22 protein-coding genes and 1 riboswitch are annotated in these 25,248 nt (G+C 69.3%); of the genes, 15 read left to right on the forward strand and 7 right to left on the reverse strand.

Translation table 11 applies throughout. The features are described from left to right. Nucleotides 1–17 precede the first annotated feature (17 nt). On the reverse strand, nucleotides 18–1,817 hold the full coding sequence (locus BKA25_RS14890; RefSeq protein WP_084642935.1) for an ABC-ATPase domain-containing protein: 1,800 nt from the start codon (nucleotides 1,815–1,817) through the stop codon (nucleotides 18–20). A 192-nt stretch (nucleotides 1,818–2,009) separates the two neighbouring features. On the opposite strand from BKA25_RS14890, the gene BKA25_RS14895 reads away from it, so the two are divergent. Beyond that, the gene (locus tag BKA25_RS14895) at nucleotides 2,010–3,002 is read left to right on the forward strand and encodes a bile acid:sodium symporter family protein (protein WP_069848981.1); all 993 of its coding nucleotides are present in this window, start codon (nucleotides 2,010–2,012) and stop codon (nucleotides 3,000–3,002) included. A gap of 103 nt (nucleotides 3,003–3,105) precedes the next feature. After that, nucleotides 3,106–3,543, forward strand: a complete 438-nt coding sequence (locus BKA25_RS14900) for an SRPBCC family protein (protein ID WP_069848980.1) — start codon at nucleotides 3,106–3,108, stop codon at nucleotides 3,541–3,543. Between the two features lie 82 nt (nucleotides 3,544–3,625). Here BKA25_RS14900 and BKA25_RS14905 read toward each other — a convergent pair whose 3' ends face one another. Then, nucleotides 3,626–4,159: an adenine phosphoribosyltransferase gene (locus BKA25_RS14905; RefSeq protein ID WP_069848978.1), complete on the reverse strand. Its 534-nt coding sequence runs from the start codon at nucleotides 4,157–4,159 to the stop codon at nucleotides 3,626–3,628. Between the two features lie 155 nt (nucleotides 4,160–4,314). Here BKA25_RS14905 and BKA25_RS14910 point away from each other — a divergent pair, with 155 nt between their 5' ends. The 5 genes from BKA25_RS14910 to ligD all read left to right on the forward strand — a co-directional run bounded on the left by BKA25_RS14910 (nucleotide 4,315) and on the right by ligD (nucleotide 9,459). Further along, a complete protein-coding gene (locus BKA25_RS14910; protein ID WP_069848976.1) occupies nucleotides 4,315–5,115 on the forward strand; it encodes an SAM-dependent methyltransferase in 801 nt (266 codons plus the stop codon). A gap of 91 nt (nucleotides 5,116–5,206) precedes the next feature. Continuing rightward, nucleotides 5,207–7,348, forward strand: coding sequence for a catalase (locus tag BKA25_RS14915; protein WP_069848974.1), 2,142 nt, complete (start codon nucleotides 5,207–5,209; stop codon nucleotides 7,346–7,348). A gap of 104 nt (nucleotides 7,349–7,452) precedes the next feature. Then, complete coding sequence (locus BKA25_RS14920; protein WP_069848972.1) at nucleotides 7,453–7,869, forward strand: CBS domain-containing protein; 417 nt, start codon at nucleotides 7,453–7,455, stop codon at nucleotides 7,867–7,869. Nucleotides 7,870–7,907: 38 nt separating this feature from the next. Then, complete coding sequence (locus BKA25_RS14925; protein ID WP_069848970.1) at nucleotides 7,908–8,501, forward strand: DNA polymerase ligase N-terminal domain-containing protein; 594 nt, start codon at nucleotides 7,908–7,910, stop codon at nucleotides 8,499–8,501. Nucleotides 8,502–8,541: 40 nt separating this feature from the next. Further along, on the forward strand, nucleotides 8,542–9,459 hold the full coding sequence (gene ligD, locus BKA25_RS14930) for a non-homologous end-joining DNA ligase (protein ID WP_069848969.1): 918 nt from the start codon (nucleotides 8,542–8,544) through the stop codon (nucleotides 9,457–9,459). A gap of 56 nt (nucleotides 9,460–9,515) precedes the next feature. On the opposite strand, the gene BKA25_RS14935 is transcribed toward ligD, so the two are convergent. From BKA25_RS14935 to BKA25_RS14945, 3 genes are all read right to left on the reverse strand, one after another. Then, nucleotides 9,516–9,731: a hypothetical protein gene (locus BKA25_RS14935; protein WP_069848967.1), complete on the reverse strand. Its 216-nt coding sequence runs from the start codon at nucleotides 9,729–9,731 to the stop codon at nucleotides 9,516–9,518. Between the two features lie 119 nt (nucleotides 9,732–9,850). After that, nucleotides 9,851–11,404: a serine/threonine-protein kinase gene (locus tag BKA25_RS14940; RefSeq protein WP_069848965.1), complete on the reverse strand. Its 1,554-nt coding sequence runs from the start codon at nucleotides 11,402–11,404 to the stop codon at nucleotides 9,851–9,853. Between the two features lie 2,260 nt (nucleotides 11,405–13,664). Next, complete coding sequence (locus BKA25_RS14945; RefSeq protein WP_069848963.1) at nucleotides 13,665–14,174, reverse strand: hypothetical protein; 510 nt, start codon at nucleotides 14,172–14,174, stop codon at nucleotides 13,665–13,667. Nucleotides 14,175–14,407: 233 nt separating this feature from the next. Between BKA25_RS14945 and BKA25_RS14950 the strand changes: the two genes are divergently transcribed. Both BKA25_RS14950 and BKA25_RS28415 read left to right on the forward strand, forming a co-directional pair. Beyond that, entirely contained in the window at nucleotides 14,408–14,605 is a 198-nt protein-coding gene (locus BKA25_RS14950; RefSeq protein WP_069848959.1) for a DUF397 domain-containing protein, read from the forward strand. Between the two features lie 158 nt (nucleotides 14,606–14,763). After that, a complete protein-coding gene (locus tag BKA25_RS28415) occupies nucleotides 14,764–16,062 on the forward strand; it encodes a glycosyltransferase (protein ID WP_084642933.1) in 1,299 nt (432 codons plus the stop codon). 18 nt (nucleotides 16,063–16,080) lie between these two features. Here the strand turns inward: BKA25_RS28415 and BKA25_RS14960 are convergent, their stop codons facing one another. Then, nucleotides 16,081–17,301, reverse strand: a complete 1,221-nt coding sequence (locus tag BKA25_RS14960) for an ATP-grasp domain-containing protein (RefSeq protein ID WP_157421046.1) — start codon at nucleotides 17,299–17,301, stop codon at nucleotides 16,081–16,083. Nucleotides 17,302–17,503: 202 nt separating this feature from the next. Beyond that, on the reverse strand, nucleotides 17,504–18,397 hold the full coding sequence (locus BKA25_RS14965; RefSeq protein ID WP_084642932.1) for a helix-turn-helix transcriptional regulator: 894 nt from the start codon (nucleotides 18,395–18,397) through the stop codon (nucleotides 17,504–17,506). A 128-nt stretch (nucleotides 18,398–18,525) separates the two neighbouring features. Continuing rightward, nucleotides 18,526–18,677: riboswitch (cobalamin riboswitch) on the forward strand. 238 nt (nucleotides 18,678–18,915) lie between these two features. Between BKA25_RS14965 and BKA25_RS27885 the strand changes: the two genes are divergently transcribed. From BKA25_RS27885 to BKA25_RS14995, 6 genes are all read left to right on the forward strand, one after another. Beyond that, nucleotides 18,916–20,013, forward strand: coding sequence for a CbiQ family ECF transporter T component (locus BKA25_RS27885; protein ID WP_069848956.1), 1,098 nt, complete (start codon nucleotides 18,916–18,918; stop codon nucleotides 20,011–20,013). Beyond that, a complete protein-coding gene (locus BKA25_RS14975; protein WP_069848954.1) occupies nucleotides 20,010–21,626 on the forward strand; it encodes an ABC transporter ATP-binding protein in 1,617 nt (538 codons plus the stop codon). The genes BKA25_RS27885 and BKA25_RS14975 overlap by 4 nt, the downstream gene beginning before the upstream one ends. Continuing rightward, the gene (locus tag BKA25_RS14980) at nucleotides 21,623–22,420 is read left to right on the forward strand and encodes an ECF transporter S component (protein WP_069848952.1); all 798 of its coding nucleotides are present in this window, start codon (nucleotides 21,623–21,625) and stop codon (nucleotides 22,418–22,420) included. The genes BKA25_RS14975 and BKA25_RS14980 overlap by 4 nt, the downstream gene beginning before the upstream one ends. A 288-nt stretch (nucleotides 22,421–22,708) precedes the next feature. Further along, the gene (locus BKA25_RS14985; protein ID WP_084642930.1) at nucleotides 22,709–23,440 is read left to right on the forward strand and encodes a DUF742 domain-containing protein; all 732 of its coding nucleotides are present in this window, start codon (nucleotides 22,709–22,711) and stop codon (nucleotides 23,438–23,440) included. Nucleotides 23,441–23,553: 113 nt separating this feature from the next. After that, nucleotides 23,554–24,180, forward strand: a complete 627-nt coding sequence (locus BKA25_RS14990; RefSeq protein WP_069848950.1) for a DUF2231 domain-containing protein — start codon at nucleotides 23,554–23,556, stop codon at nucleotides 24,178–24,180. After that, a complete protein-coding gene (locus tag BKA25_RS14995) occupies nucleotides 24,177–25,217 on the forward strand; it encodes an NAD-dependent epimerase/dehydratase family protein (RefSeq protein WP_236750753.1) in 1,041 nt (346 codons plus the stop codon). The genes BKA25_RS14990 and BKA25_RS14995 overlap by 4 nt, the downstream gene beginning before the upstream one ends. Nucleotides 25,218–25,248: the final 31 nt, after the last annotated feature.

The raw sequence follows: 25,248 nt of genomic DNA on the forward strand, positions 1-25,248 counted from the left end.
ACGCCCGAGCCCTCCCACTACGGCCGCCGCGCCGCTCGGTCCGCCGTGCGACCGGCCGTCTCGACGGGATCGGCGATGCGCAGCGTGCGTAGTCGGTTGAGCGCGGCGGCGACCTCGAACATCCTCGGCACGGCCAGATCCCCGGGGAATCCCGCGGCCAACGCCGAGGGCCCCCGCTCGGCGATCTCGGCCGCCAACCCGGTCAACGCCTCGCGCAGGGTGCGAGTCCCATCGAGCCGACCACGCTCGCCCAGTGCGGCCAGCGCCAAGCCGACTCCGACGAGTTGCGCCGGATCGACGAGCTGCTCGATCAACCGGACATCGATCTCCTCCTCGCCCAACAGGACCACGTCGAGTCCCCGGGCCCGGACGCGCCGTCGGCCGCCGCCGATCGCGGCATCGATCGACTCCGCCAGCGGCCGCCTGGCCCGCACCGGGGGGAAGATCCGATCGTCCTCGGTCGCCCGATCACCGGCCAGCAGGCGGGCGCGCTCGGTGACCTCGCGCGGCTGGTAGGCGTCCATCATCACGACGTGATCGGCGACGGCAAGGTAGTCGCCGGTCCCCCCGGTGACCACGATGGTGGAAGTGCCGTGATCGGTCCACAGGGAGCGAATGAGATCCAGCAGCGGGGTGAGCGGCTCGTGCTCGGCCGATACCAGCGCCCGCATCCGCGCATCCCGGATCATGATGTTGGTGGCGGCCGTGTCCTCGTCGATCAGCAGGGCACGCGAGCCGACCTCCAACGCCTCCACGATCGACGCCGCCTGCGAGGTGGATCCCGAGGCGTCGGCGGTGCAGAAGTCCGCCGTGGTGGCGCCGTTGGGCAGGGTGGACAGGAAGGCGCCCAGATCGAGCCGGGTGACGGACCGGCCGTCCTCCGCACGGATCTTCACCGCGTCCGCCCTGGTGACCACGAGTTCTCGACCGTCGCCGGGCAGGTGGTCGTATACGCCGCGTTCGATCGCGCGCACCAGCGTCGACTTCCCATGGAACCCGCCGCCGACGACGACGGTCACCCCCTCGGGGATGCCCAGGCCGGTGACCTCGCCCCGGTACGGCAGCCGGACCCGGACGGCCATCGACTCAGGCGCCCGAAACGGTAGTGCCGTCGACATGGGTTCCTCGGAGACACCGGAGCGTCGGGGCAGGATCGCGCCGTCGGCCACGAAGGCGATCAGGCCCAGTTCGGGCAGCATCTCGCGGAGTGCGACGGCGTCGGCCACCGTGGCCACGACGCGGCGGGCCGCAGGCAGATCGATCGACTCGCCCCGGACGGCGTCGACGGCGGTGGGCAGCAGATCGGTCAGCGCGCGGCGGGCGGCCCGGCCGTCGATGCGACGGCCGCGCCCGGGCAGCGCGAGCGCAAGGCAGAGTGTCACCGCGCCGTCGAGGATCCGGCCCGAGCTGCGGTCCAGGATCTCCGGCCCACCGACGTCGACGGTGAAGGGCCCGCCGGACAGGGCGGCGGCGAATCGGCGCAGCAGGTGGGCACTCGTCGCCCGCGCGGCATCCGGGGTGTCCCACAGATCCGAGGGCAATCCGGCGGATCGGTCGCCGATCTGCACCTCCACCCGGCTGGGCGGGGCGTAGGGATCCGGTTGGGCCCGGCGCACCGTCAGGGTGAAATGCGGGAAGACCCAACGCCCCTCGATGCGGCGATAGGCGGGGTAGCCGTCGCCGTCGATCCGTTCCAGTAGCTCGGCCAGTTCCTCGGAGTCACCGCCGGACGCGGCATGCGAGGTGGAGCTGGACGCGGCCGGGCGCGGTCGGCGGCTCGATGGCCGGCCACCGGGAGGGCCGTGCTGTCGCGTCATGTCCGACTCCTACCACGGTGTCGGATATCAGCGCCCGGCCACCCGCGCCGGGGCGCTGTCCTGTGGCCGATCGCGCACCCGAGGCGCGGCTGATCAGGCGTGATCTCGGGGTAGCCTTCCCCAGCGTCATCCCAGGGTGGATCGGCGACCATCGTGGATCGCCGACCGCGCCACGCTTCGACTGGAGGACCCATGACCGGAGCATCGCCTATCGTTCGCCTCGCCTCGGCGGTGGGTCGATGGTTCGCGCTGCTGGTGCTGTTGGGCGCCGTCGTGGGGCTGCTGGCGCCTGGCCCGATGGCAACGCTGTCCCCGTGGGTCCCGGTGTTGCTCGGCGCGATCATGTTCGGGATGGGCTTGACGCTGCGCGGGCAGGACTTCGCGCTGGTGCTGCGTCGTCCTTACGCGGTGATCGTCGGCGTGGTCGCCCAGTTCCTCGTCATGCCGCTGATGGCGTGGCTGATCGGCACGCTGCTCGGGCTGCCGCCCGCCCTGATGGTCGGGATGGTGCTGGTGGGCGCCGCACCGGGCGGCACCGCGTCGAACGTCATCGTCTACCTCGCCAAGGGTGATGTGGCGCTGTCGGTGACGATGACCTCGATCTCGACGCTGCTCTCGCCGCTGTTGACCCCGCTGCTGGTGCTGTGGCTGGCAGGCTCGGCGCTGCCGGTGGACGCGGGAGCCCTGTTGCTGTCGATCGTCCAGGTCGTCCTGGTCCCGGTCCTGGCCGGTCTGATCGTCCGGCTCGTGGCGAGCCGGTTCGTGGAGCGGGTTCTGCCGCTGCTGCCGCTGGTGTCGGTGACCGGGATCGTCCTCGTCGTCGCGGCCGTGGTGGGAGCCAACGCGGACGCGGTCCTGGGCAGCGGATCGCTGGTCATGCTCGCGGTCGTGCTGCACAACTCGGCGGGCCTGCTGCTCGGCTATCTGGCCGCCAGGGTCGCGGGGATGAGCGAATCGGCGCGACGTGCGGTCAGCGTCGAGGTCGGGATGCAGAACTCGGGCCTGGCGGCGAGCCTGGCGACCGTGCACTTCACCCCGCTGGCCGCGCTGCCCGCAGCCCTGTTCTCGGTGTGGCACAACATCTCCGGGGCGCTGGTCGCGACCTTCTGGGCGCGGCGGGGCAGGCCCGAGGACGCCGAGTCGGCAGGCCCGGCAGCCGAGGACGACTCGCCGACATCGCGATAGCGGCCTCGGATAGCCGCTGGCCACGGTCGGTGTGCTGATCTTCACTGGCCGACGTGAGTCGAGTTCGGGTATCAAGCAGTAGAACATCGACTCTGGAGGCACGATGGCAGATCGTCAGATCAGCGCGACCCGCACCATCTCCGCGCCGGCGGCGCGACTGTTCGACTTGGTCGCAGACCCCGCCAAACACCCGTTGGTCGACGGGTCCGGAACGGTACGGGGCGTCCGGGAGAACCAGACCAAGCGGCTGGAGCTGGGTTCCCGGTTCGGGATGGAGATGCGCATGGGCGTGCCTTACAAGATCACCAACCAGGTGGTGGAGTTCGAGGAGGGCTCGCTGATCGCGTGGCGCCACCCCGGCAAGCACATCTGGCGGTGGGAGTTCAAGGCGATCGACGACGACCGCACCGAGGTCACGGAGACCTTCGACTGGTCCGGGGTCAAGGCAGCGAAGTTCTACGAGATCGCCGGACTCCCCCGGCGCAACCTCAAGTCGATGCAGAACAGCCTGCTGCGCATGGAGCAGGTCGCCGTCGGCTGAGCGGCGCCGGAATCGCGGCGCGGGCTGCCGAGCTGCCTCGACAACGAGGTCGACGCCGGTGCCGCCCGTGGGCGCGCGGCGGTCAGGACCCCGCGGCGGGGACCTCGCAGAGGGAGACGACGTCATGGCCGCCGAGCGTTCGTTCGGCGCCGAGGCCCGCCAGACTCACCAGGGCGGCCATGCCGGCCACCGTTCCGCCCGCCGCCGAGACGAGTCGCGCGGCGGCGGCGAAGGTTCCGCCCGTCGCGAGAAGATCGTCGACCACCAGCACCCTGGTGCCGGGGAACACGGCCTGGCGTCCGATCTGCAACGTGTTGGTCCCGTACTCGAGCGAGTAGCTCTCCTCCAGCACCTCGCCGGGCAGCTTCCCTGGTTTGCGCGCCAGGATCAGCGGGCGCGCCTCGTGCCGGGCCAGCGCCGCGCCCAGCACGAATCCGCGGGCCTCGACCGCGAGAACCGCGTCGAACCGTCCGGTGAATCGTTGCGACAACTCCGCCACCGAGGCTCCGAAGAGTTCGGGGTCGGCGTAGATCCCTGCGAGGTCGCGAAACAGGACTCCCGGGGTGGGGAAGTCCGGAATCGAGACGAGACTTGCGGCGATACGGTCGGCCAACACCGGGCGAACCTACCCCAGCCGGAAGCATGGCCGGCCACCACTCTCTATTACCGAACGCTCACAGGCTCCCCGTCTTGATCATCTTGACGGGGTAAGGTCACTCACTCGTTTGAGGTACTTGTCACTTCAAGTGGCAGGCGGCGAATGGAGGGCACATGGCCGAGACACCGGAGCGCCCGGACGGAGTCGATATCACCAAGCCGAGTGCGGCTCGGATCTACGACTACGTCCTCGGCGGCAGCGCCAATTTCGCCGTCGACCGGGAGTTCGCCGACCGCGCGCTGGAACGCTTCCCCGGGGCCCGTCTGGTGGCGACCGCCAATCGATCCTTCCTTCGCAGGGCCGTGCAGTTCTGTCTTCAGCAGGGCGTCCGTCAATTCCTGGACATCGGTTCGGGGATCCCGACCGTCGGCAACGTCCACGAGGTCGCACAACGCATCGACCCCGACGCCACGGTCGTGTACGTCGACTATGAACCGGTCGCTATCGCCCACAGTCGCCAACTTCTCGAGTCCAATCCCAAGGCGACGGCGGTACTGGCCGATGCCCGCGAGCCCGAGGCGCTACTCGACAACGCGGATCTACGCGCACACCTCGACTTCGATCAGCCGGTCGCGGTCCTGATGGTCGCGCTGCTGCACTTCGTCCCGGACGCCGATGATCCCGCAGGCCTGGTCCGGTCCTATCGGGACGTCCTGGCGCCCGGCAGCCTGCTGGTGATCTCCCACGGCACCACCGATGGCGTCCCGGAGGTCGCCGCGCTGGCCGACCAGTACAAGCACAGCGCCAACCCCGCGACCATGCGCAGCCGCGAGCAGGTCACCGCGATGATGGATGGATTCGAGATCCTGCCGCCGGGCGTGGTCTTCAGCGCCGCATGGCAACCCGACGACGAGCCCGGCGAGGTTCGCCCCGAGCAGTCCGGCGCCTACGCCGTGGTGGGGCGCAGGCCCTGATCGATCGTCGCCCGGTCGACCTAGTTCACCGACCCCGATCTTCGGGTATCCGAGGCAGGCACACCTGCAGGCGGAGACCAGGAGGAACGGCATGGCGAACACCTCGGGACCGGGCGAGCAGACCCATGGCGGGGACGAGAAGGATCAGGATCTCGCCTCGGCACGGGTGGACCCGGCCGGGAGCAGGCTCACCACGGCGCAGGGGCTGCGGGTCGAGCACACCGACGACTCGCTGCGGGCCGGTGAACGAGGTCCGACCCTGCTGGAGGACTTCCATGCCCGAGAGAAGCTCACGCACTTCGATCACGAACGCATCCCCGAGCGGGTCGTGCATGCCAGGGGGTCCGGCGCCTACGGCTACTTCCAGCCCTACAACGACGTCCTAGCCCAGTACACGGTCGCCGAGTTCCTCCGGGACCCGGCGCGGCGCACCCCGGTGTTCGTCCGGTTCTCCACGGTGGCCGGCTCGCGGGGCTCGGCGGACACCGTCCGCGATGTCCGAGGGTTCGCCACCAAGTTCTACACCCGTCAGGGCAACTACGACCTGGTCGGCAACAACATGCCGGTGTTCTTCATCCAGGACGGCATCAAGTTCCCGGACTTCGTGCACGCGGTGAAACCGGAGCCGGACAACGAGATGCCGCAGGCGGCCTCGGCGCACGACACGTTCTGGGACTTCGTCGGCATGCAGCCCGAATCGCTGCACATGGCGATGTGGCTGATGTCCGACCGGGCACTGCCACGCAGCTTCCGCATGATGCAGGGATTCGGGGTCCACACCTTCCGTCTGGTCGATGCCTCCGGGGTGGGCACCTTCGTGAAGTTCCACTGGACGCCGAGGCTCGGCACCCATTCCCTGATCTGGGATGAATGCCAGCGAATCGCTGGAAAGGATCCTGATTTCCTGCGCCGCGACCTCTGGAACGCGATCGCTTCGGGCGACTATCCGGAATGGGAACTCGGTGTGCAACTCGTCTCGGAGTCCGACGAGTTCGCCTTCGACTTCGATCTCCTGGACGCGACCAAACTCATTCCCGAGGAACTCGTCCCGGTACAGCCGGTCGGGCGAATGGTGTTGACCCGGAATCCGCAGAACTTCTTCGCCGAGACCGAGCAGGTCGCCTTCCACACGGCCAATCTGGTGCCCGGCATCGATTTCACCAATGATCCGTTGTTGCAGGCTCGCAACTTCTCCTATCTGGACACCCAGTTGATCCGACTGGGCGGCCCGAACTTCAGTCAGCTACCGGTGAACCGCCCGATCGTCCCGGTGCACGACAACCAGCGGGACGGCTATGCACAGCAATGTATTCATCTCGGGCGCGCCCCGTACCACAAGAACAGCATCGACGCGGGCTACCCGATGGTCTCCAGCGCGAGCGAGGGCGGGTACACCCATTATCAGGAGCGGGTCGACGGCCATAAGATCCGCAGCCGCAGTGGGAGTTTCGCCGACCACCACAGCCAGGCGACGTTGTTCTGGAACAGCATGGCGGAGTGGGAACGCGAGCACATCGTCGCGGCCTTCCATTTCGAGTTGGGCAAGGTCGACCGGCTCGAGATCCGCGAACGAGTCGTCGCGCATCTGGATCACATCTCCCGGGAGCTGGCCGAACGGGTAGCGCCGGGCATCGGCGTCACGGTGCCGTCCGGGCCGGCACCGACCACGCACTCCCGCACGTCACCGGCGTTGAGCCAGGAGGGCACCGTCACCGACATCGTCCGAGGCCGCAGCGTCGCCGTGCTGGCGGCCGACGGGGTGCACGGTGAATCGCTGCGTTCGCTGACCTCGGCACTGTCCGAGTTCGGGCTGCTGGTCGAGGTACTGGCGCCCCACGCGGGTCCGCTGCGCGCGGTGGGCGGCGGACAGGCGAGCGCCGACCGGGCCATGCCCACCATGTCGTCGGTGCTCTACGACGCTGTGCTGGTCGCCGACGGGGAGGAGTCGGCGGCGAACCTGCGTGCCGACGGGCTGGCCGTGCACTTCGTCGCGGAAGCCGTCAAACACGCCAAGGCCGTCGCGGCCGTGGGCGCGGGCGTCGAGGTCCTGCGGGCCGCCCCGCTGGCGGGTTTCCGATTCGCCGAACCCGGCGAGGACCTCGTCTCGGACCAGGGCGTGCTCACCAGCGGGTCCTCCCCCGACGTGCCCCCGACCCGCTTCCTCACCGCCTTCGCGGGCGCGATCGCCGCCCATCGCACCTGGACTCGGGCCGTCGACTCGATCCCGGCCTGAATAACCGCTGGTCAGAACCCTATCGGGTTTGGCATTTCCCCGATCGAGGTAACCCTCGTCGGTATCCACCCCCGCTGCCACACCGGCGAACGGAGGAGACGTCGATGACGGCCGCACGACACATCATGACGCCCGATCCAGCTCTGCTGAGTGCCGAGGACAACCTCCGGGCGGCCGCACACCGCATGCAGGAACTCGGGGTCGACTCGATGCCGATCTGCGACTCGGAAGGCAGTCTGCTGGCCATGCTGAGCGAACGCCAGATCGCCCGACACGTTCTCGCAGGCGAGCTCGACGCCGAGGAAACGAACATCGGGGAACTACGGGGAGGCGAGCCGATCAGCATCCTGCCGGACGACTCGGCCGAGGGACTGATCAACATCATGATCGACAACCGGCTGCGCAGGCTCCCCGTGCTGGACGGACCTCGGCTGATCGGCATGGTCTCGCTCGCCTCGGCGGCCGAGGCCATGCCCGAGGACGACATCGGCCTGGTGATCGAGGCACTGGCCATTCCCTGACCGAGGAGAGCGAGCCCGAGCGAGGACGGAGAGCCGAGATGTCCCAGCGCGACCAGCTGACCGCCTATCGAAGCAAGCGGCGTCCCGAGGTGTCGGGCGAGCCGACGGGCGGCACGCCACGCGAGAAGCAGACCTTCGTGATCCAGCGACACGACTCGCGACGCCTGCACTTCGATCTCCGGCTGGAGATCGGCGGCGTGCTGGTCTCCTGGGCGGTCCCCCGAGGGCCGTCGCAGGATCCCAGCGAGAAGCGGCTGGCCGTGCGCACCGAGGACCATCCCTTGGACTACGCGCGCTTCGAAGGCGTCATCCCCGGCGGTGAATACGGCGCTGGACGGGTGGTCGTCTGGGACATCGGCACGTACCAGAACATCTCCCACGACCGCCACGACGAACCGGTCTCGATCGAGGAGGCACTGGAGCGCGGCCACATCGGGTTCTGGTTGCACGGCACTCGACTCACCGGCCCGTTCGCGTTGACCAAGACACCGACCTCCGGCCGTCAGGAGCCCTGGTTGCTGGTCAAGGCACGCGGAGTCGGCACCGATCGCCGGGCCCACCCCGCGTTGACCAGCACCGAATCAGTGCTCACCGGCCAGGCCAGCCCCGGCGCGGGCGGCCGATCCGTCTGAGCCGGGCGATCAGCCGCCGAATCGTCGAGGGGAGCGTCGGATGGCAGCCCATGAGCAGGTCGAGATCGACCACCGGGTGCTGACGCTGTCCAATCCGGCGAAGGTGCTCTATCCCGCCACCGAGGACCGCGCCGAGATCAACAAGCGTCAGGTGATCGACTACTACCGGTCGGTCGCCGATGTGCTGTTGCCGCAGCTGCACGGACGGCTGCTGACCATGCGCCGCTACCCCGACGGCATCGAGTCGGCCGGGTTCTTCCAGAAGGACGCGGGCGGCAGGCTGCCCTCGTGGGTGCACACGGTGTCAGTCGCGCACCGCCGCAGGGGCGGGTCGACGAACCATGTGGTGTGCGAGGACGAGTCCACCCTGGTCTACCTGGCCAATCTGGCGAGCCTGGAACTGCACATCCGGCTCTGTCCGGCCGACCGCCCCGAATACCCGGACCGTTTCGTGGTGGACCTGGACCCACCGCCCGGCGTCGGCACCCGCGAGCTTCGCCCGCTGGTGCGGGCGGTCGCCGAGCGCTTCGACGAACTCGGCCTGACCCCGTTCCTCCAGACGACCGGCGGCAAGGGCTTCCACGTGGTGGCACCGCTGATCCCGGACTGTCACGTGGACGACGTTTTGGCCTCGGCCCGCCGGATGGCCAGCGATCTCGCGGCGGCGGAACCCCGATTCACCGTGGAGCAACGCCGGGACAAGCGCGGCGGACGAGTACTGCTCGACGTCAATCGCAACGGCCATGCTCAGACGGTGATCGCGCCCTACTCGCTGCGGGCACGGGCGGGAGCCCCGGCGGCGGCACCGATCACGGCGAAGGAACTCTCCAGGGCCCAGCCTGCGGGCTTCCATCTCGGCAACCTGCCGCGTCGGATCGCCGCGAAGGGCGATCCCTGGGCCGAGATGGACCGGCACGCGACCTCGGCGACGCGCCTCCACGAACTGCTGGGCGGCTGACCGCTTCCGTCCGCAGTTCGAACCGCTGATGACATCACGATCGAGATCGGCGCGGGTCAGTCGCGCTCGGCCTCCTCGTCGGCCAGCACGTCGGCACGCTGCTCGACGACGTCGGCCTCGCCTGCCTCCTCGGGCAGCGCCGCGCCCGCCTCCACAGGCAGGACCTCGCCCGCCTCGGCAGTGGACGGTACGGCCGACTCGACGACCTCGCGCTGCTGTTCCGCCCGGTCGGCCGCAGTTCCCGCTGGCTGAGCTGGCTCGTTGCCGGTCACCGAAGAACCTCCGAGGGTCGGGCGTCGAGCCGGGCTCGATCGCGAAACGCGGGCGTGGTCACATCATGCCCCCGGTGGACCCGCTCCCGCCGGATCACGATCGCCCAGTCCGGTGTCTCTCACTCCTCGGGCACGTGGATCATCGAACGGTCCAACGAACGCCCGTCGGCCCGGTGCAGGACGCAGTAGCCGAGATTGGAGTCGGTGTCCTCCTCCTCCGGATCGCTCGACCATTCGGCGGCGGTGGGCACGATGACCGTGAAGGCCAGCTGTTCCTCCTCGCTCTCCGGCTTCTCGATCAGATGCGAGGAGAAGTTGATCCCGCAGACGGCCCCGATATACGAGGTCAGCGGTTCCTGTCCGGGATACTCGACGCCATCGGCGAGATCAAAGGGCCGAACCCGCCGGAAGACCTCGAAATCGTGGTCGCTCTCGCAGACCAGCGCGGAGCCCTCGGTGAAATCCCGGGGACCCGCAGTCAGATCGCCGTTCCCGCAGCTGCCCACGTCGATGGAGAAACCGGTCAGGTTGGGGGATTCCGGCAGATCGCCGTCCGGGGTTCCATAGGTCACCGTCCTGGCCCAGGCCTCGGGTCGGGCCACCGTGTCATCCGAGGACACCAACCGGTGGGTCAGGAATCCACCGCCGAAGGCGAGTCCCGCGATGAGCAGGACCACCGTGCTGCCGATCACGATCTTCTTGAACGTCGTGGCACCGGTCGGCTGCCCAGACGCCTGCCCGACGAGATGGCTGGTCGCCGGGCCGCCCATCGGGCTGGTCACCGACTGGTGCGCGTGGGTATGGCTCGCCGTCGACGGCTGACCGGTGGACAGCTCCGGTCTGGCTGCGGCCGCGTCCAACAGCGTGCCCGCCTGCTCCGAGGAGATCCTGGCCGAGGGCGCGGAGATCATCAGGCCGCTGATCACCGAGGCCAGCGGCCCCTGACAGCGGGTCAGATAGGGCACCTCGTTCATGATCGCGTGCAGTGTCGCGGCCGTCGACGGCCGCTCGAACGGCGCCCGACCCTCGACCGCATAGAAGAGCGTCGCGCCCAGCGCCCACAGGTCCGAGGCCGGGGTGGCGGCGTTGTCGCTGATCCGTTCGGGGGCCATGTAGGTGGCGGAGCCGACCAACAGGCCGGTGCTGGTCAGCCGGGGGTCGTCGGCAGCCTGGGCGATACCGAAGTCGGTGAGCTTGGCCCGTCCGTCCGGGAAGACCATGATGTTGCTCGGCTTGACATCCCGATGCACGATCCCCGCCGAGTGCGCGGTGTGCAGCGCGTGCAGCAGCCTGCGGCCCAGGTCGGCGACCTGCGGCGCGGGAAGCGGGCCGTGCGCCCGCACCAGGTCGGACAGCGTCGGCGCTTCGACCAGTTCCATCACGATGTAGGTCGTCTCATCCTCGGAGACGACGTCGAAGACGGTGACCACGGACGGGTCGTTGAGTCGGCCTGCCGACCGCGCCTCGCGCAGCACCCGTTCCTCCAGAACGCTGCGCTCCTGCTGCGGAACACCCTCGGGTAACCGAAGTTCCTTCACCGCGACGCGGCGGCCGATCACCGTGTCCTCGGCCCGCCAGACCACGCCCATCCCACCTCGGCCGATCTCCTCCAACACGACATAGCGACCCACGATCTGTCGCTGCTCGCGCGCGGAGGCATGCTGATCGGTCACCCTCGGTCTCCTTCTCGGCTGTGCTGTTCACTGGTCCGACGGCGTGCTGCGACACCACAGCAGGCGCCATGCTGTTGAGACTCGTTTGTCCGAGTCGGCCCGTGCTGTCGCCGAACGCGCCGGTCCCCGTCCCCATCGGTCTCCCGGCACGGGCCGCCGCTTCGCGGCGATGTCGTGTTCTCTCGCCACGCGAGACGGCGAGGAGGAAACGGCCAGGCGGGCGACCACCGCAGACCGACATCAGAGCCGTTCGACCGACATGCGAGGCCGACTCGCGACCTGGAAGAACGGTAGCCGATCTCCATGCCGCGCCGGGCACCGACCGGGAGGTCCGTCGGACCGTTTCGGAGATCGTCGGGTCGGTCGGGATGGGCGGACGCGACGGCAGGCCGGCCATTCGGCGCGGACCGCGACGGCGATGACGTGGGTGGGGGCTCGGCCGTACGAGGGCGATACGGCATCGAGGCCGGGGCGGACGCCGGGTGCCGTCGGGCCGCCCCGTCGAGGAGACCCTCGCCGAAGGCGGGCGCGCTCAGCGCCGCCGATACGCAGGCGGCCACGGACGCGACGGTCCGATGGCCGTCATCTCGCCACGAGTGCCGAGCTCGGACGGACGACCATGACAGGCGTCGAGTGCGTCGGACGGCTGCGTGAATACGGGATCTCGAAGAGCAGGAGTCGGGCGGGCACGCTGGCCGGGCGAGACGGCCCGGCCGACGGCCCGAGGTTCACCGCACCGACGCCAGCCGCGCTCTCGGTCGCGACCGGGTCACCTCCAGGCAGCGCGGGCAACGCTGTTCGTCGAAATAGCAGACTTCGATGGGCTCACGATTGAGCGGTGAGAAAGCGACCGTCGATTCACAGACCGGATCGACGGGGTTGTATCCGTCCCAGTCCTCTTCGGCGAGATGGGTATCTCCAGCGCGGACGGAGCGCACGAACCAGGCGTACATGGGGACTCCGGGAGAGCGGGCGAACCCCGGGGCGACCGACGGGTTCGCGGATACGACAGAGGGAAGCCTCCCGATGGAGGACGACACGGGCCGGTCCGAGTCCGGCGGAGATCTGTCTGCGCTCGCAGCGTTGTCGGTTCGATGAGGTACGCCCACCGGAACTAAGTCATGGGTCGATACCCCAGACTGTACGGACGGTCCACCGACGTCCATGTGATCACCTCCATGAGAAACGGTTGAAAGCCGACCATCAGCTTGGTACGCATTCGGAGCCAGTGGTCGAGTTACACCCGGATGTGCTACCTGTTTTTCGGCCGAATGGAGTATTCACCGCAGGCGAACGGGCGAAAGTCCGCCGGCTCGACCGACTCCGCATCGACCGAGACGGGCGGGTTTCGTGCCTGCCGACTGCTGCGGGACGGGGCCGGGGAAGAGGTCGCGGCCTGACGGAGGTCGGCACGATCCGCATCATCGTCCGCCACGCCGGATCTCGCATGACGAGTTCACCCTCGGCGGCCGACTGGTCCGATCCGCGAACGTATCGCGACCGATGTCCACCCGATCAGCTGAGCCGGCTACCGGCCTGCCGAACCGATGACAAAGAAGTACCCCCCTTGCGGCCCCGGTGCCCCTCCCCCTGGCACCGGGGCCGCCTCTCGTCCGAGGAGTGCCACCGACCGGCCCGCGCGGCCAAGCGTTCACCCTTGGGTCCACGCACCGCAGGGCGGCGAGAACCACGTGTCGGGCCGACCGGCGGCCATACACCGCACACAGGTCCAGGTGCGGTGGCCCAGCACGTCCGGTGTGCAGTCACAGGGATGCCAGCCGACGAGCAACTCACCGGGGCCCAACGGGTGGTGCCCACTGGGACAGCGGGACGGCCACCTCGGTTCGCTCATATGTTCGATGCTGCGATGCGGTTGGTTGTGATCGCAACAAGATGGGAATCACGTCGGGAGGCCGACTACCGCCTCGCTCGGCCGTGAACGGCGACCGGGCGGACACGCTTACACCCGAGATTCGCGATCACCGAGTGTTCACCGCAGCCCGATCGAAACGCGGGATCACCGGCCGCCTGCTGCCATCCCGCGGGCCAAGACCGCCCTGGCGACATGGAACGGCCCCGACGCACGGGGAAGTCGACCGTCGGGGCCGTCTTCTCCCCATATCGGCAGCCGGATCGCGTGGCCGGCTAGGCCGTCCGGATGATCGTCGGGCCGACAACGCGGCGAACGGGTGATGTCCCGACCCGAGGTCATGTCCTGACGCCCAACGACGCCGACCCGCGCGGGCACCGGGATCGGACGTCAACCACTCCCGATCTCCGATGCGGCGTCGAGTTGCGCAGCACAGGCGTCACGCACCAGCTCGCGGAGCTCGATGGCCGAGCCGGAGAAGCCGTCGTCCCAGACCTCGTCGACGCCGAACGCTCCCGACAACGGCAGGGCGTAGGCCTCGTCGACGTAGGACACCGCGTGCAACACCCGGTCCACGGTCCAGGCCACCCACCGTTCCTCGACGAGGCCCTGGAGACACAACCTGGCCAGGTAGCGGAAGCACGCCTCGGCGGCCTCGACCTGTGTGGCGAACGGTGCCACCGCCACTTCCTGGAGGACCGACGGCATCAGGTCGCGAATCTCCCTGGCGTCCTCGGCACCGAGACCGGCCAACTCCCGCAGTGCCGGTCCGTCCCAGCCCTGGACGAGCCACTCCGCCGCCCACCAGGGCACCCGGTCGGTCTCCAACAGACCGAGCACCCACCACGCCGCCACCTGCTCGGGCGGCGGGGTCTCCGATTCGAGCCCCGGAATGATCATTCCCTCCTTTCTAGCCCTGCAGTGCGGGCAAGACCATCTCCTTTCCCGAATCGGAGCCGATCAGAGCAGTGATCGGGCGGACACCGCGACTACGCGGAACCACGAGCGGCGTCGAACTCGCAACGCTCACCCGATCGGGAGCGATTCCCACCGACCGAACCAACGTGAAGCCCGAGATCGGACCGATACGGCTACCGTGTGGTGACCGCTTCACTCGTCCAAGGGAGCAGTCCATGACCTATCTCGGTCCGGGCCTGCGCCGGTCGGCAGGTGGCTCACCGCACGAGTCCTCGGTCGAGATCGCACAGGCGCCCGGTCTCACCTGCATCCGCGACGCGAAACACCGCCACGGCGGAACTCTCGAGATCAGCAGGCGCCGGTTCCTCGATTTCATCCGCGCGATCAAACAGGACCGCCTGCGCCGACCATGAACAACTACTTTCGGTGATGGTTCCTCGACCGAGGGTGTGGGCTTCCGTATGCTGCTGCACCGGAGACGCCGCGTCAGACCGCGTCCGCCCTATCAGAGGCAGGGGCGGTGAACCGACGCAGCGCCGACTGGGGCAGTGATCGTGAGGAGAAGCCTGAAGTGACCCGAGTGCTGTTGTGCGCGATACCGGTCTATGGCCATGTGATGCCGCTACGCCGGATCGCACGGGATCTCGTCGAACGCGGCTACGACGTCCTCTTCCTCACCGGAAGTCTGTTCCGCACCGCCATCGAGCAGACCGGGGCCCGGTTCTGCCCGCTACCCGCCGAGGCCGACATCGTCACCGGGTTCGACGAGCTGTTCCCCGAACGCGAGACGATCAGGTCGCCTGCCGAGCGGCTGGAGTTCGACGCCCAACATGTCTTCGCCCGGCCGATGGTCGCCCAACACCAGGCGATCCAGGCGCTGCTCGCCGAGGACGGGGCGGAGCCGACGATCATCCTGCACGACACCGTGTTCCTCGGAGTCTGGCCCATCCGGCACGGCGCACCAGGCATCGAGCCCTTGGGCGTGGTCGGGATCGGCGTCGTCCCGCTCCCGCTGGCCGATATCGATCACGCGCCCTTCGGCTACGGCTTGTTGCCGGACTCCTCGGTGGAAGGACGTGACCGCAACCGGCGGCTGGCGGCGGAGGCCCGGGAGCTCACGGACGCGGGCTCGTACCGCGAGCTGGTCGCGGGGTTCCAGCGTGCCGGTGCGACGGAACCGCCGCCGCAGATGTCCCGAGGCCTGGTGTGCGTGCCGGACCGCTTCCTGCAGCTCAGCATCGAGAGTCTGGACTACCCCCGCAGCGAGCCGCTCCCGCCGCAGTTGCGCTATGTCGGCGCACTGCCTCCGGAGCAGGACATCGAGGCCACGCTCCCCGAGTGGTGGGACGAGGTGGTCGCGGCGGACCGGGTGGCGGTGGTCTCCCAGGGCACCCTCGCCAATGCGAACCTCGGCATGCTGATCGAACCGACATTGCGCGCGCTGGCCGACCTCGACGTGCTCGTGGTGGTCTGCACCGGCCGCGATGTCACACCGACGGACGTCCCGGCAAACGCCAGGGTGGCCGAGTTCATCCCCTTCGATCTGCTGCTGCCCCACGTCGACGTGCTGGTCAGCAATGGCGGGTTCGGCGGTGTCCAGCAGGCCCTGTCTCACGGCGTCCCGCTGGTGCTCGCCGGATCCACCGAGGACAAGGTGGAGGTCGGTGCCCGCGCGGAGTGGTCGGGGGCGGCCGTGAACCTGGCCACCGGCGAACCGGACGAGTCCGATATCCGCAAGGCCGTCGAGGAGACCCTGCAGGATCCGAGCCGTACCGAGCGGGCCGGGCAGTTGCGATCGGAGTACGCCGCCCGCGACCCGTATCAGGCGATCGTCAACGCCATCGAGGAGCTGGCCGGAGGTCAGGGGTGAGCGGGGACACCGGCCGGGTCACACGGTCAGGCTCCCCTTGGCACGACCCGATGCGGTGAGCAGCGAGCTCACCTCGAGTGCCGTCGAGGCCAGTCGTTGCGGCGAATCGGCCATGAGTGCGTCCGGCGGGAAACCGCGCAGCCATTTCGCCAACAGGACCGGGTCCTCGGCGGTGACCAGCCAACGCTGGGCATCCGAGGCGATCCACCGGTCGGTCGGCGAGGGGAACCTCGGTCGGACCCGGACTCCGGCCGGTAACACCGGCGATTCGACGTCGAGCCGGACCGGCAGTTCCATCGCGAGTCTGCGGGCGGGCGGCACGGCCCACGGCTGGCCGAGGCACAGGTCGACGAAGGCGTCGTAGGGATCGAGGCCGGTGGCGTTACCACCGAGATCCGCCAGGCTGCTCAAGCCGCCGTCGACCCGAAGGACCTGGAGTCGTCCTCCGCAGATGGCGAAGTCGATCCGCCATGGGCCCCGTACGTCGAAGTTCGCCAGCACATCGCGGATGAAGTAGGTGAGGTCGAAGCCGACGGAGGTGGGCAGCGCCACCGGTGCCAGTCCGGTCCGGTGGGTAGCGGCATGCCTGGGGTCGGCCCGGCCGAAGGAGACGATCGGCCACAGTTCGGTGACGCCGCCCGCGCTCATCAGTTCCAGGCCGAACTCCTCACCGCCGCAGGCGTGCTGGACGACGAGGGGGGACCCGGTGGCGGGCAGGGCGGCGATCGCGTCGCGGTCGGCGAGGTGCGCACGCCTGCGGTCCGGCGGCGCCGTGGCCTGCTCGACCACGACGGGGAACCCGCCGACCTTGGCGACCGCCGCCTCGATCTCGCTTCGGCGTCGGCAGATCACGGTCCGAGGAACCGGCCAGTTCTCGTCCTGCGCGATCCGGTGGAACAGCGCCTGGTCCGTGACCAGGTCGGCGAACGCCGTCGAGTGCACGACCGCCCGGCGTCCGCACCCGCGCCACCGCTCGGCCGCCGCAGCCAGGGTGGGCAGCAGTCGACCCTGCTCGATCGGGCACAGACTCGGCACGACCAACTCGATGCGTTCCTCGGTCCAGGCGTCCACCAGTTCGCCCTGTTCGGTTGATCCGACGATGGGCCGGTGGCGAGATCGTCTTCCGACGTAGCCGGTGACGTCGGTGGGGCTCAGCAACAGCAGATCGTGCCGCCCCGACCGGGTGATGGAGTCGACGACCCGCTCGGCGCGGAACTCTCCGATGACGGCGATCCTCATGTGACTGCCTCGTCCTTCGTCGGTAAGCCCGGCCACCCGGACGACCGTTGTCCTGACGTCGTCTCGGGTCGCGGGTTCGAGCCGTCCGATCGGCCGTGTTCGCGGCGGCTGGCGAACGCCGGTGAAGCCCCGCCACCGCCATTCGACCACTCTTCGTGACCAATGTCGATCACTTACGGTGATTACCTCGGTTGCACGGGCGTTACGCGAAACGGAGTCGCGTTTCGAGGTCTCCTGCCGCCATCGGTACTCCGGATGAATGCGGTGCGCTGATCGACTCCGGCTCGACCACCCGCAGGGCCCGCAACATGCCCAGGGCCTCCGCACTGCGGCTGCCGGGTTCCGCGTGGTAGATCACGAGCTGTTGGCCCGCCGCGCCACGCACGTCGAACGCCTGGTAGGTCAGGGTCAGCGCTCCCACGTCGGGATGAAGGAAGTCCTTTGCCTCGTGGGTCTTACCCCGGACCTGGTGGGTCCCCCACAGCTCGCGGAACGCCGGACTGCCCTCGGACAGCGCCTCGATCAGCGACTCGAATCTCGGATCGTGCTGCGCGAAACCCGAGGCCGATCGCAGGTTGGCCACCGTGGCCTGGGCCGCTCGATCCCACTGCGGGTAGAACCGTCGGGCGGCCGGATGCAGGAAGACCATCTCCGCCAGGTTCCCTGCGGGACGCAACGGCGCGAACAACGCGTCGGCCAGGGCATTGGTGGCGAGCACGTCCAGCATGCGGTTGATGACGAACACCGGGGTGGCGAGGTAGCCGTCGATCAACTGGCGCAACTCGACGCCGACGCCGGGCTCGATCGCCGATTCGGCAGGCGGCGTCGAGCCCGCCAGCCGGTACAGGTGCTCCCGCGCGGCCGGGCCGAGATCGAGCGCGCGGGCCAGCGCATCCAGCACCTGCGGCGACGGGTTGCGTTCCCTGCCCTGCTCCAGGCGGGTGTAGTAGTCGACGTTCACCCCGGCGAGGACGGCGACCTCCTCACGCCGTAGCCCGCTCACCTTGCGCTGCCCGGAGTACAGCAGACCCGCGTCCTGGGGAGTCCGCTGTGCGCGGCGCGCTCGGAGGAACTCGCCCAACCCGCTACCCGTCATATCCCCACGGTAGGGGCACCGCACGTCGACGAGGTGGGTATGTCACACCCACCCAACCTGGACCTCGGACGCCTCGAGATCGATACTGGATCATCGCCGAGAGCGTGGGTTAATCTGCTCGGTGGCCTGTCCCGCCGGTTGCCGCCGGTGGACGACGGCGACAACTCCATACGTCTCTCGGGCGGGGGAAGCCGGTGACAATCCGGCGCTGACCCGCAACCGTGAATCGTGCGCCGTCCGCATGATGAGCCGGATCACCCGCCGGAGACGAGCGGCTTCAAACACTGTCGTGGTCCACGGTGGGAGCCCGAATCGGCAGACATGCGTCTGCGCCGGCTCTCGCCGGTCGCCGCAGGCATGCCGCCGGTTCGGACGCCTCTTCCCAGACCCACTCGGGAAAGGCGTTCTTGAACGATGCTGGGTGGGCCGGGCAGGACACCGCGCGGTCGAGCGCGGACCGCCGAACCGACCAGACGCTCCGACCATGCCGAACACCGCATCGAGATCGGGCGGGCCGGGTGAACGGCGTCGCGAGTCTGCTGGGCAGCGCCCTGCCGCGCCCGCTGCATCCCGGAGCCTGGTGGTTATGGGCGCTGGCACTGGCCGCGGCGGCGAGTCGGACCACCAATCCGCTGTTACTGGGCCTGATCCTGACGGTCGCGGGCTACGTGGTGGTCCAGCGGCGTGGGAGTGCGCCGTGGGCGGCGACCTTCCGGATGTACGTGTACCTCGGGGTGTTCGTCGTCATCATGCGGGTGTTGTGGCGAGTGGTCTTCGGCGGCGGCGCTGGCGAGCACATCCTGTTCGCGCTGCCGGAGATCACCCTTCCCGAGGCGGCGGCGGGGATCCGGCTCCTCGGCCCGGTGAGCGCCGAGCAGGTCCTCGGCGGCTTCTACGACGGTCTCCGGCTGGCGACCATGTTGATCTGTCTCGGCGCCGCGAACTCACTGGCCGATCCACGACGGATGCTCAAGGCGGTGCCCGCCGCGCTGTACCAGATCAGCACCTCGGTGGTCGTCGCGCTCTCGGTGGCGCCACAGCTGATGGAGAGCGTGCTACGCGTACGGCGGGCCAGAAGGCTGCGTGGTGGCGGCGGACGCGGGATGCGGGCGTTGCGGGGGATCATCGTTCCCGTACTGGCCGACGCGCTGGACCGATCGCTCGCCCTGGCCTCCGCCATGGATTCACGGGGCTATGGCCGACTCGGCGACACACCGGCGAGAACGCGCCGATGGACCGGTGGTCTGGTGATCGCCGGCCTGTTGGGGGTCTGCGTCGGCGTCTACGGCCTGCTGGGCGGTACCGGACCCGTGTTCGGCCCGGCGATCACGGTCACCGGATTACTCCTGGCCGGCTCGGGTTTCGCGTTGGCGGGCCGTCGCATCCGGCGCAGCGTCTATCGGCCGGACCGCTGGCGGCTACCGGAGACCTCGGTGGTGATCTGCGGGCTGATCACGGTGATCCTGCTCGTGGTGGGCGCCGAGCTCGACCCGCTGAGTCTGCATCCCGCACTGAGCCCGCCGAGTTGGCCGACGGCGACGCTCCTACCGGTTCTCGGCATTCTCGCGGGGGTCGCCCCCGCCTGGCTCGCCCCACCGCCGGAGGTAACCGCGTGATCCGTTTCGAGCAGGTGTCGATCAGCTACGACGACGACACCGGACCGGTGCTGTCCGAGATCGACCTGGAGATCGCCGAGGGCGAACTGTGCCTGGTGGTCGGCCACACCGGATCCGGGAAGTCGACGCTGTTGGGTGCGATCAACGGGCTGGTGCCGCACTTCACCGGTGGCACGCTGCGCGGCCGGGTACACGTGGCCGGCCGGGACACCAGGACGAACCCGCCCCGTGAGCTGGCCGATCTGATCGGAGTGGTCGGTCAGGACCCGTTGGCCGGATTCGTGACCGACACCGTCGAGGCGGAGCTGGCCTACGGGATGGAACAACTCGCCATCCCGGCGGACGTGATGCGCAAGCGGGTCGAGGAGACGCTGGACCTGCTCGGCATCGCCGAGTTACGCGATCGCTCGCTGCGTTCACTCTCCGGCGGCCAGCAGCAACGGGTGGCGATCGGCTCGGTGCTCACCGCGCACCCTCGGGTGTTGGTCCTCGACGAGCCGACCTCGGCGCTGGACCCGACCGCCGCCGAGGAGGTCCTGGCCTCGATCACCCGACTGGTGCACGACCTCGGGGTGACGGTGGTGATCGCCGAACACCGCTTGGAACGGGTCGTGCAGTACGCGGACGGGATGATCTTCCTGCCCGGAGACGGCCGAGTCGTGCACGGACCGCCCGTCGAGGTGCTCGCAGAAGCGACCTTGGCGCCGCCCGTGGTCGAGCTGGGCAGGGTGGCGGGTTGGACGCCGCTGCCGCTGTCGGTGCGCGATGCGCGCCGCCGCGCCCCCGAACTGCGCACCAGGTTGGCCGGGTGCACACCGCAGACAGACACCGTTCCGGACTCGGCGAGCCCGTTGCTCGGTGCGCGCGGCGTCGTGGTGCGGCACGGCGAGACGGTGGCGGTCCGCGAGGTGGATCTCGATCTGCATCGTGGTCGGGTGACCGCGCTGATGGGCCGCAACGGATCCGGGAAGTCCTCCCTGCTGTGGGCGCTGCAGGGCTCCGGTCGGCGGTTCGCGGGCACGGTGTCCACCGGCGGGATCGACCCCGCCGCCGTTTCTGCTCGGCAGGCCAGGTCTCTTGTCGGGCTGGTGCCGCAGACGGCGGCGGACCTGCTGTATCTGGACACGGTCGCGGCCGAGTGCGCGCAGGCGGACCGGGAGTCGGAGGCACCGCCGGGTACCTGCCGGTCGCTGTTGATCAGGATGATCGACGAACCGGATCCCGCCGCGCACCCGCGCGATCTCTCCGAGGGACAGCGGTTGGCCTTGGTCCTGGCCATCCAGCTGGTGACCGCGCCGCCGGTCGTCCTGCTCGACGAGCCCACCCGGGGCCTGGACTACCGGGCCAAACGGCGATTCGGTGCCGTCGTCGCGGAGCTGGCCGCCGAGGGACGGTCGGTGGTGATCGCCACCCACGATGTGGAGTTCGTCGCCGCCGTCGCGGACCGGGTCGTCGTCCTGGCCGGTGGCGAGGTCGTCGCCGACGGCGATACCGCCGAGGTGGTGAGTTCCTCACCGTCCTTCGCTCCACAGGTCGCCAAGATCCTGGCACCGCAGGGCTGGCTGACGGTCGAACAGGTGCGTCGGGCGCTGGCCGAGGACTCGGGCCGGTGACGGTGCGTCCGCGAGCCGGGACGGCCGTCGTCCGCATCACCCCGCGCCGGGCCGCAGTGCTGACCCTGGCCGCGCTGGCCGGGGTGGCGATGTTCCTCTGGCCGTTGTTCGTCGCACCTCCAGCCGACCCCACGGCCCGTGCCGTGGACGCCCCGCTGGTCTTCGTGATCCTCCTGCCGCTGCTGCTGGCCATCGTGCTCGCCGAGCTGTCGGACTCGGGGATGGACGCGAAAGCGCTGGCCCTGCTCGGCGTGTTGTCGGCGGTCAACGCGGGTCTGCGCCCGTTGGGTGCGGGGACGGCGGGTATCGAGACGGTGTTCTTCCTGCTGGTCCTGGCCGGCCGGGTATTCGGTCCGGGATTCGGATTCCTGCTCGGCTCGACCTCGTTGTTCGCCTCGGCGCTATTGACCGCCGGTATCGGTCCGTGGCTTCCGTTTCAAATGTTGTCCTCCTCGCTGTTGGGTCTCGGTGCCGGGCTGTTGCCGGCCCGACCGCGCGGTCGGGCCGAGATCGCGATGTTGGCCTGTTACGGAGTACTCGCCGCCTATGTCTTCGGTTTCCTGATGAACATGTGGTCCTGGCCGTTGCTGACGGGCACCGATACCGCACTCTCGTTCGTTCCCGGCGGGCCGATCGCAGAGAATCTGCACCGTTTCCTGCTCTTCACGCTCACCACGTCCACGCTGGGCTGGGACACCGGTCGAGCGATCACGAACCTGGTGGCCATCCTGCTGGTCGGGCCCGCAGTCCTCACGGTGTTGCGACGTGCCGCCCGACGTGCCGCATGGGCTTGATACTCCCGATGGAGCAATTCCGGCCGTCATTCGGACGCAATTCCTTCTCGTCGCCCCGACCGCAGTCGGCGAAACGCGATCCGAAAGAACCAGCGACGTGGACTGTTCATTCGGATAGAATCCGGTCGAGGCATCCTGAAAACGGATCTCACTATTTTCCGGTCTCAGATGTCGCACGCGGGACGATCGAGGTGATCAGCGTCGATCAGCGAGCCGTCTCGATTGCCAGTGGCCGGTCGAGAAAACGGGGAAGGACCGGCTGGGGAGACGGCGAGAAACGGACGGTCGATGACCTCTGAGCGATACCAATCGGACCAGACGGACGACGACCTGATGGTCGGGCTGACGGGCGCGAGGTTCGGCCCGACGTCGGGCAGACGGATTCGCCGTGCGCAGGCCGACGAGGACGCGGCATTCGCGCCGCCGAACCAGGCGGACGAGGGGCGGTCGACGATCGGTACGACCGGCGCGCGGTTCGGCGGTGCCGCCCGCCGCCGACGCGACACGCCCGAGGGTCAGCCGAGGTCGACGCCCACGCCGCCGAGCGGGGACTCCGGGCACGTCATGCATATCGACTTCGACCGCACCGCCGCCCGACTGCCTGCCGCCTTCGACGATCTCGACGAACCCATCTGGCCGCCCGGGCTGGCCGGAATGGACGGCTGGGGCGCGATCACCTTCGAGGAATCCCTGGTCCGCCCGTATGCCAGGACCGGCGGGCGCACCTCCGTCGGTCTCGACCTGAGCATGGAGACGCTGATCTCCGCGACGGCCGAGCCGATGCCGTTCGCCGTCGCCGCCCGCCCGGAACTCCGCCGGATCACCGAGATCTGCGCGGAACCCTGCTCTCTCGCCGAGGTCGCCGCATTGATCGCCCTGCCGATCGGCGTCACCAAGGTCCTGATCGCCGACCTCGTGGAATGCAACGGAGTCCGGGTACACCCGCCGATCGATACCCAGGCGCTCGTGATGGACGGTGCCTTCCTACAGCGGGTGCTCACGGGACTGCAGCGACTCTGACCATCGCGGCAGGCGACGCGAATCGAGACGGCGACCAGCCGCGGTTCGCTCCACGACCGCGTCGCCCGCCGCCCGGGTCGTTTCCCCGCGAAGGGCGGGGGTACCCGCCGCACATGAATGCAGTACAGCGATGGTTGAAGTCGATCGAATCCCGGCAGTCGCTGGACGCGGTGGCCGAACGGCTGCGCTCGCGGGTCCGGCCCTTCCTCCGCGAGCGCCCCGGCCTGGATAGAGCGCTGCGAGGCAAATGGCTGGGCCACCCCGCCCATCCGGCACTCGTCGCGATGCCCATCGGCTGCTACGGCGCCGCAGCGGTCTGCGACCTGCTCGGCCGCCGGGTGACGGCCCGACATCTGATCTCGCTGGGCCTGCTCACTGTCCCGCCTGCGGCGATCACGGGACTCGCCGACTGGAGTGAGCTGGACCTGCGGCAACGCCGCGTCGGCTTCGTGCACGCCTCCGCGAATATCGCGTCGTCGGTCTGCTACCTGATGTCGTGGACTGCTCGACACCGCAGTAACGACACCGCCGGACGCGGCTGGGCGCTGCTCGGACTGCTCACCGTCAGCGCGGCCGGTGCGATCGGCGGACATCTGGCCTACGCGCAGGGCGCAGGCGTCTTCCGCTGGTCCCGGCCCGCCGAGGCAGCCGACGGGCCTGCGGGACCGATGCCACGCACGCCGGAGGACGACGCCGCCGGCAGTCATCGAGAGCGAACGTCGGGGTCGGGCAGACAGTGACCGCAGCAGGCATCCGGGTGGTGGTCGTGGGGGCCACCGGCAATGTGGGCACCGCCCTGGTCCGCACCCTCGCAGGCGACTCCCGAGTCGCCTCGATCGTCGGAGTGGCCCGACGCCAACCGTCCTGGCGACCGCCGAAGACGACGTGGCGGACCGCCGATATCACCGACGACGACCTCGTCGAGATCTTCCGGGGCGCCGACGTCGTCGTACACCTGGCCTGGCGGTTCCAGCCGACGCACTCCCCCGATGTCACCTGGCGCACCAACGTTCTGGGTGGCATTCGGGTATTCGAAGCGGTCGCCTTCGCGGGAGTGCCCGCCCTGGTGTACGCATCGTCGGTGGCGGCCTATTCCCCCGGCCCCAAGAATCGTGGCGTGGACGAGAGCTGGCCGACCCATGGTTGGCCGGGCGCCGCATACAGCCGGGAGAAGGCCTATCTGGAGCGGGTGCTGGACACGGTGGAGGACAGCCAGCCCGATCTCCGGGTGGTGCGCATCCGTCCGGGCTTCATCCTGCAACGGCAGGCCGCCCAGCAACAACGCAGGCTGTTCGCCGGTCCCCTGATTCCGTCGGTGTTGTTGCGGCCGGGCGGGATACCGGTGGTCCCTGATCTTCCGGGCCTGAGATTCCAGGTTTTGCACGCCCAGGATGTCGCCGAGGCCTTCCGGCTCGCCGCGCTGAGCCGATCGGCCGGTGGGTTCAATCTGGCCGCCGAGCCGATCGTCGATGCCGAGCTGCTGGCCGACTGCCTCGATGCCACGGTGGTACGACTCCCGGCACGCCCGGTACGGGCGGCGATGTCGGCGGCCTGGCGGTTGCGTGCGGTCGCGGCCTCGCCCGATCTGCTCGACACCCTGCTGCGCCTGCCGGTGTTGGACACGACCAGGGCGCGGGTGGAACTCGGGTGGTCACCGGTGCACACCTCCCGTGATGCCCTGGGCGAGTTCTTCCTGGGCCTGCGGACCGGCCCGGGGCCGACCCCGCCGCTGGCGGCGCAGGGGCTCGGCCGACTCCGAACCATCGGACGACGGTAGTCGTCCCCGGGAACCCGCCGGTATCGGTTCA

The organism is Actinoalloteichus hymeniacidonis (assembly GCF_014203365.1).
Taxonomy (GTDB): Bacteria; Actinomycetota; Actinomycetes; order Mycobacteriales; family Pseudonocardiaceae; genus Actinoalloteichus_A; species Actinoalloteichus_A hymeniacidonis.

Bases quoted from the DNA above. Each gene is read 5' to 3' on its own strand.
- BKA25_RS14890 (WP_084642935.1), bottom strand. From the start codon at position 1,817: ATGACGCGACAGCACGGCCCTCCCGGTGGCCGGCCATCGAGCCGCCGA.
- BKA25_RS14895 (WP_069848981.1), top strand. From the start codon at position 2,010: ATGACCGGAGCATCGCCTATCGTTCGCCTCGCCTCGGCGGTGGGTCGA.
- BKA25_RS14900 (WP_069848980.1), top strand. From the start codon at position 3,106: ATGGCAGATCGTCAGATCAGCGCGACCCGCACCATCTCCGCGCCGGCG.
- BKA25_RS14910 (WP_069848976.1), top strand. From the start codon at position 4,315: ATGGCCGAGACACCGGAGCGCCCGGACGGAGTCGATATCACCAAGCCG.
- BKA25_RS14915 (WP_069848974.1), top strand. From the start codon at position 5,207: ATGGCGAACACCTCGGGACCGGGCGAGCAGACCCATGGCGGGGACGAG.
- BKA25_RS14920 (WP_069848972.1), top strand. From the start codon at position 7,453: ATGACGGCCGCACGACACATCATGACGCCCGATCCAGCTCTGCTGAGT.
- BKA25_RS14925 (WP_069848970.1), top strand. From the start codon at position 7,908: ATGTCCCAGCGCGACCAGCTGACCGCCTATCGAAGCAAGCGGCGTCCC.
- ligD (WP_069848969.1), top strand. From the start codon at position 8,542: ATGGCAGCCCATGAGCAGGTCGAGATCGACCACCGGGTGCTGACGCTG.
- BKA25_RS14945 (WP_069848963.1), bottom strand. From the start codon at position 14,174: ATGATCATTCCGGGGCTCGAATCGGAGACCCCGCCGCCCGAGCAGGTG.
- BKA25_RS14950 (WP_069848959.1), top strand. From the start codon at position 14,408: ATGACCTATCTCGGTCCGGGCCTGCGCCGGTCGGCAGGTGGCTCACCG.
- BKA25_RS14960 (WP_157421046.1), bottom strand. From the start codon at position 17,301: ATGAGGATCGCCGTCATCGGAGAGTTCCGCGCCGAGCGGGTCGTCGAC.
- BKA25_RS14965 (WP_084642932.1), bottom strand. From the start codon at position 18,397: ATGACGGGTAGCGGGTTGGGCGAGTTCCTCCGAGCGCGCCGCGCACAG.
- BKA25_RS14985 (WP_084642930.1), top strand. From the start codon at position 22,709: ATGACCTCTGAGCGATACCAATCGGACCAGACGGACGACGACCTGATG.
- BKA25_RS14990 (WP_069848950.1), top strand. From the start codon at position 23,554: ATGAATGCAGTACAGCGATGGTTGAAGTCGATCGAATCCCGGCAGTCG.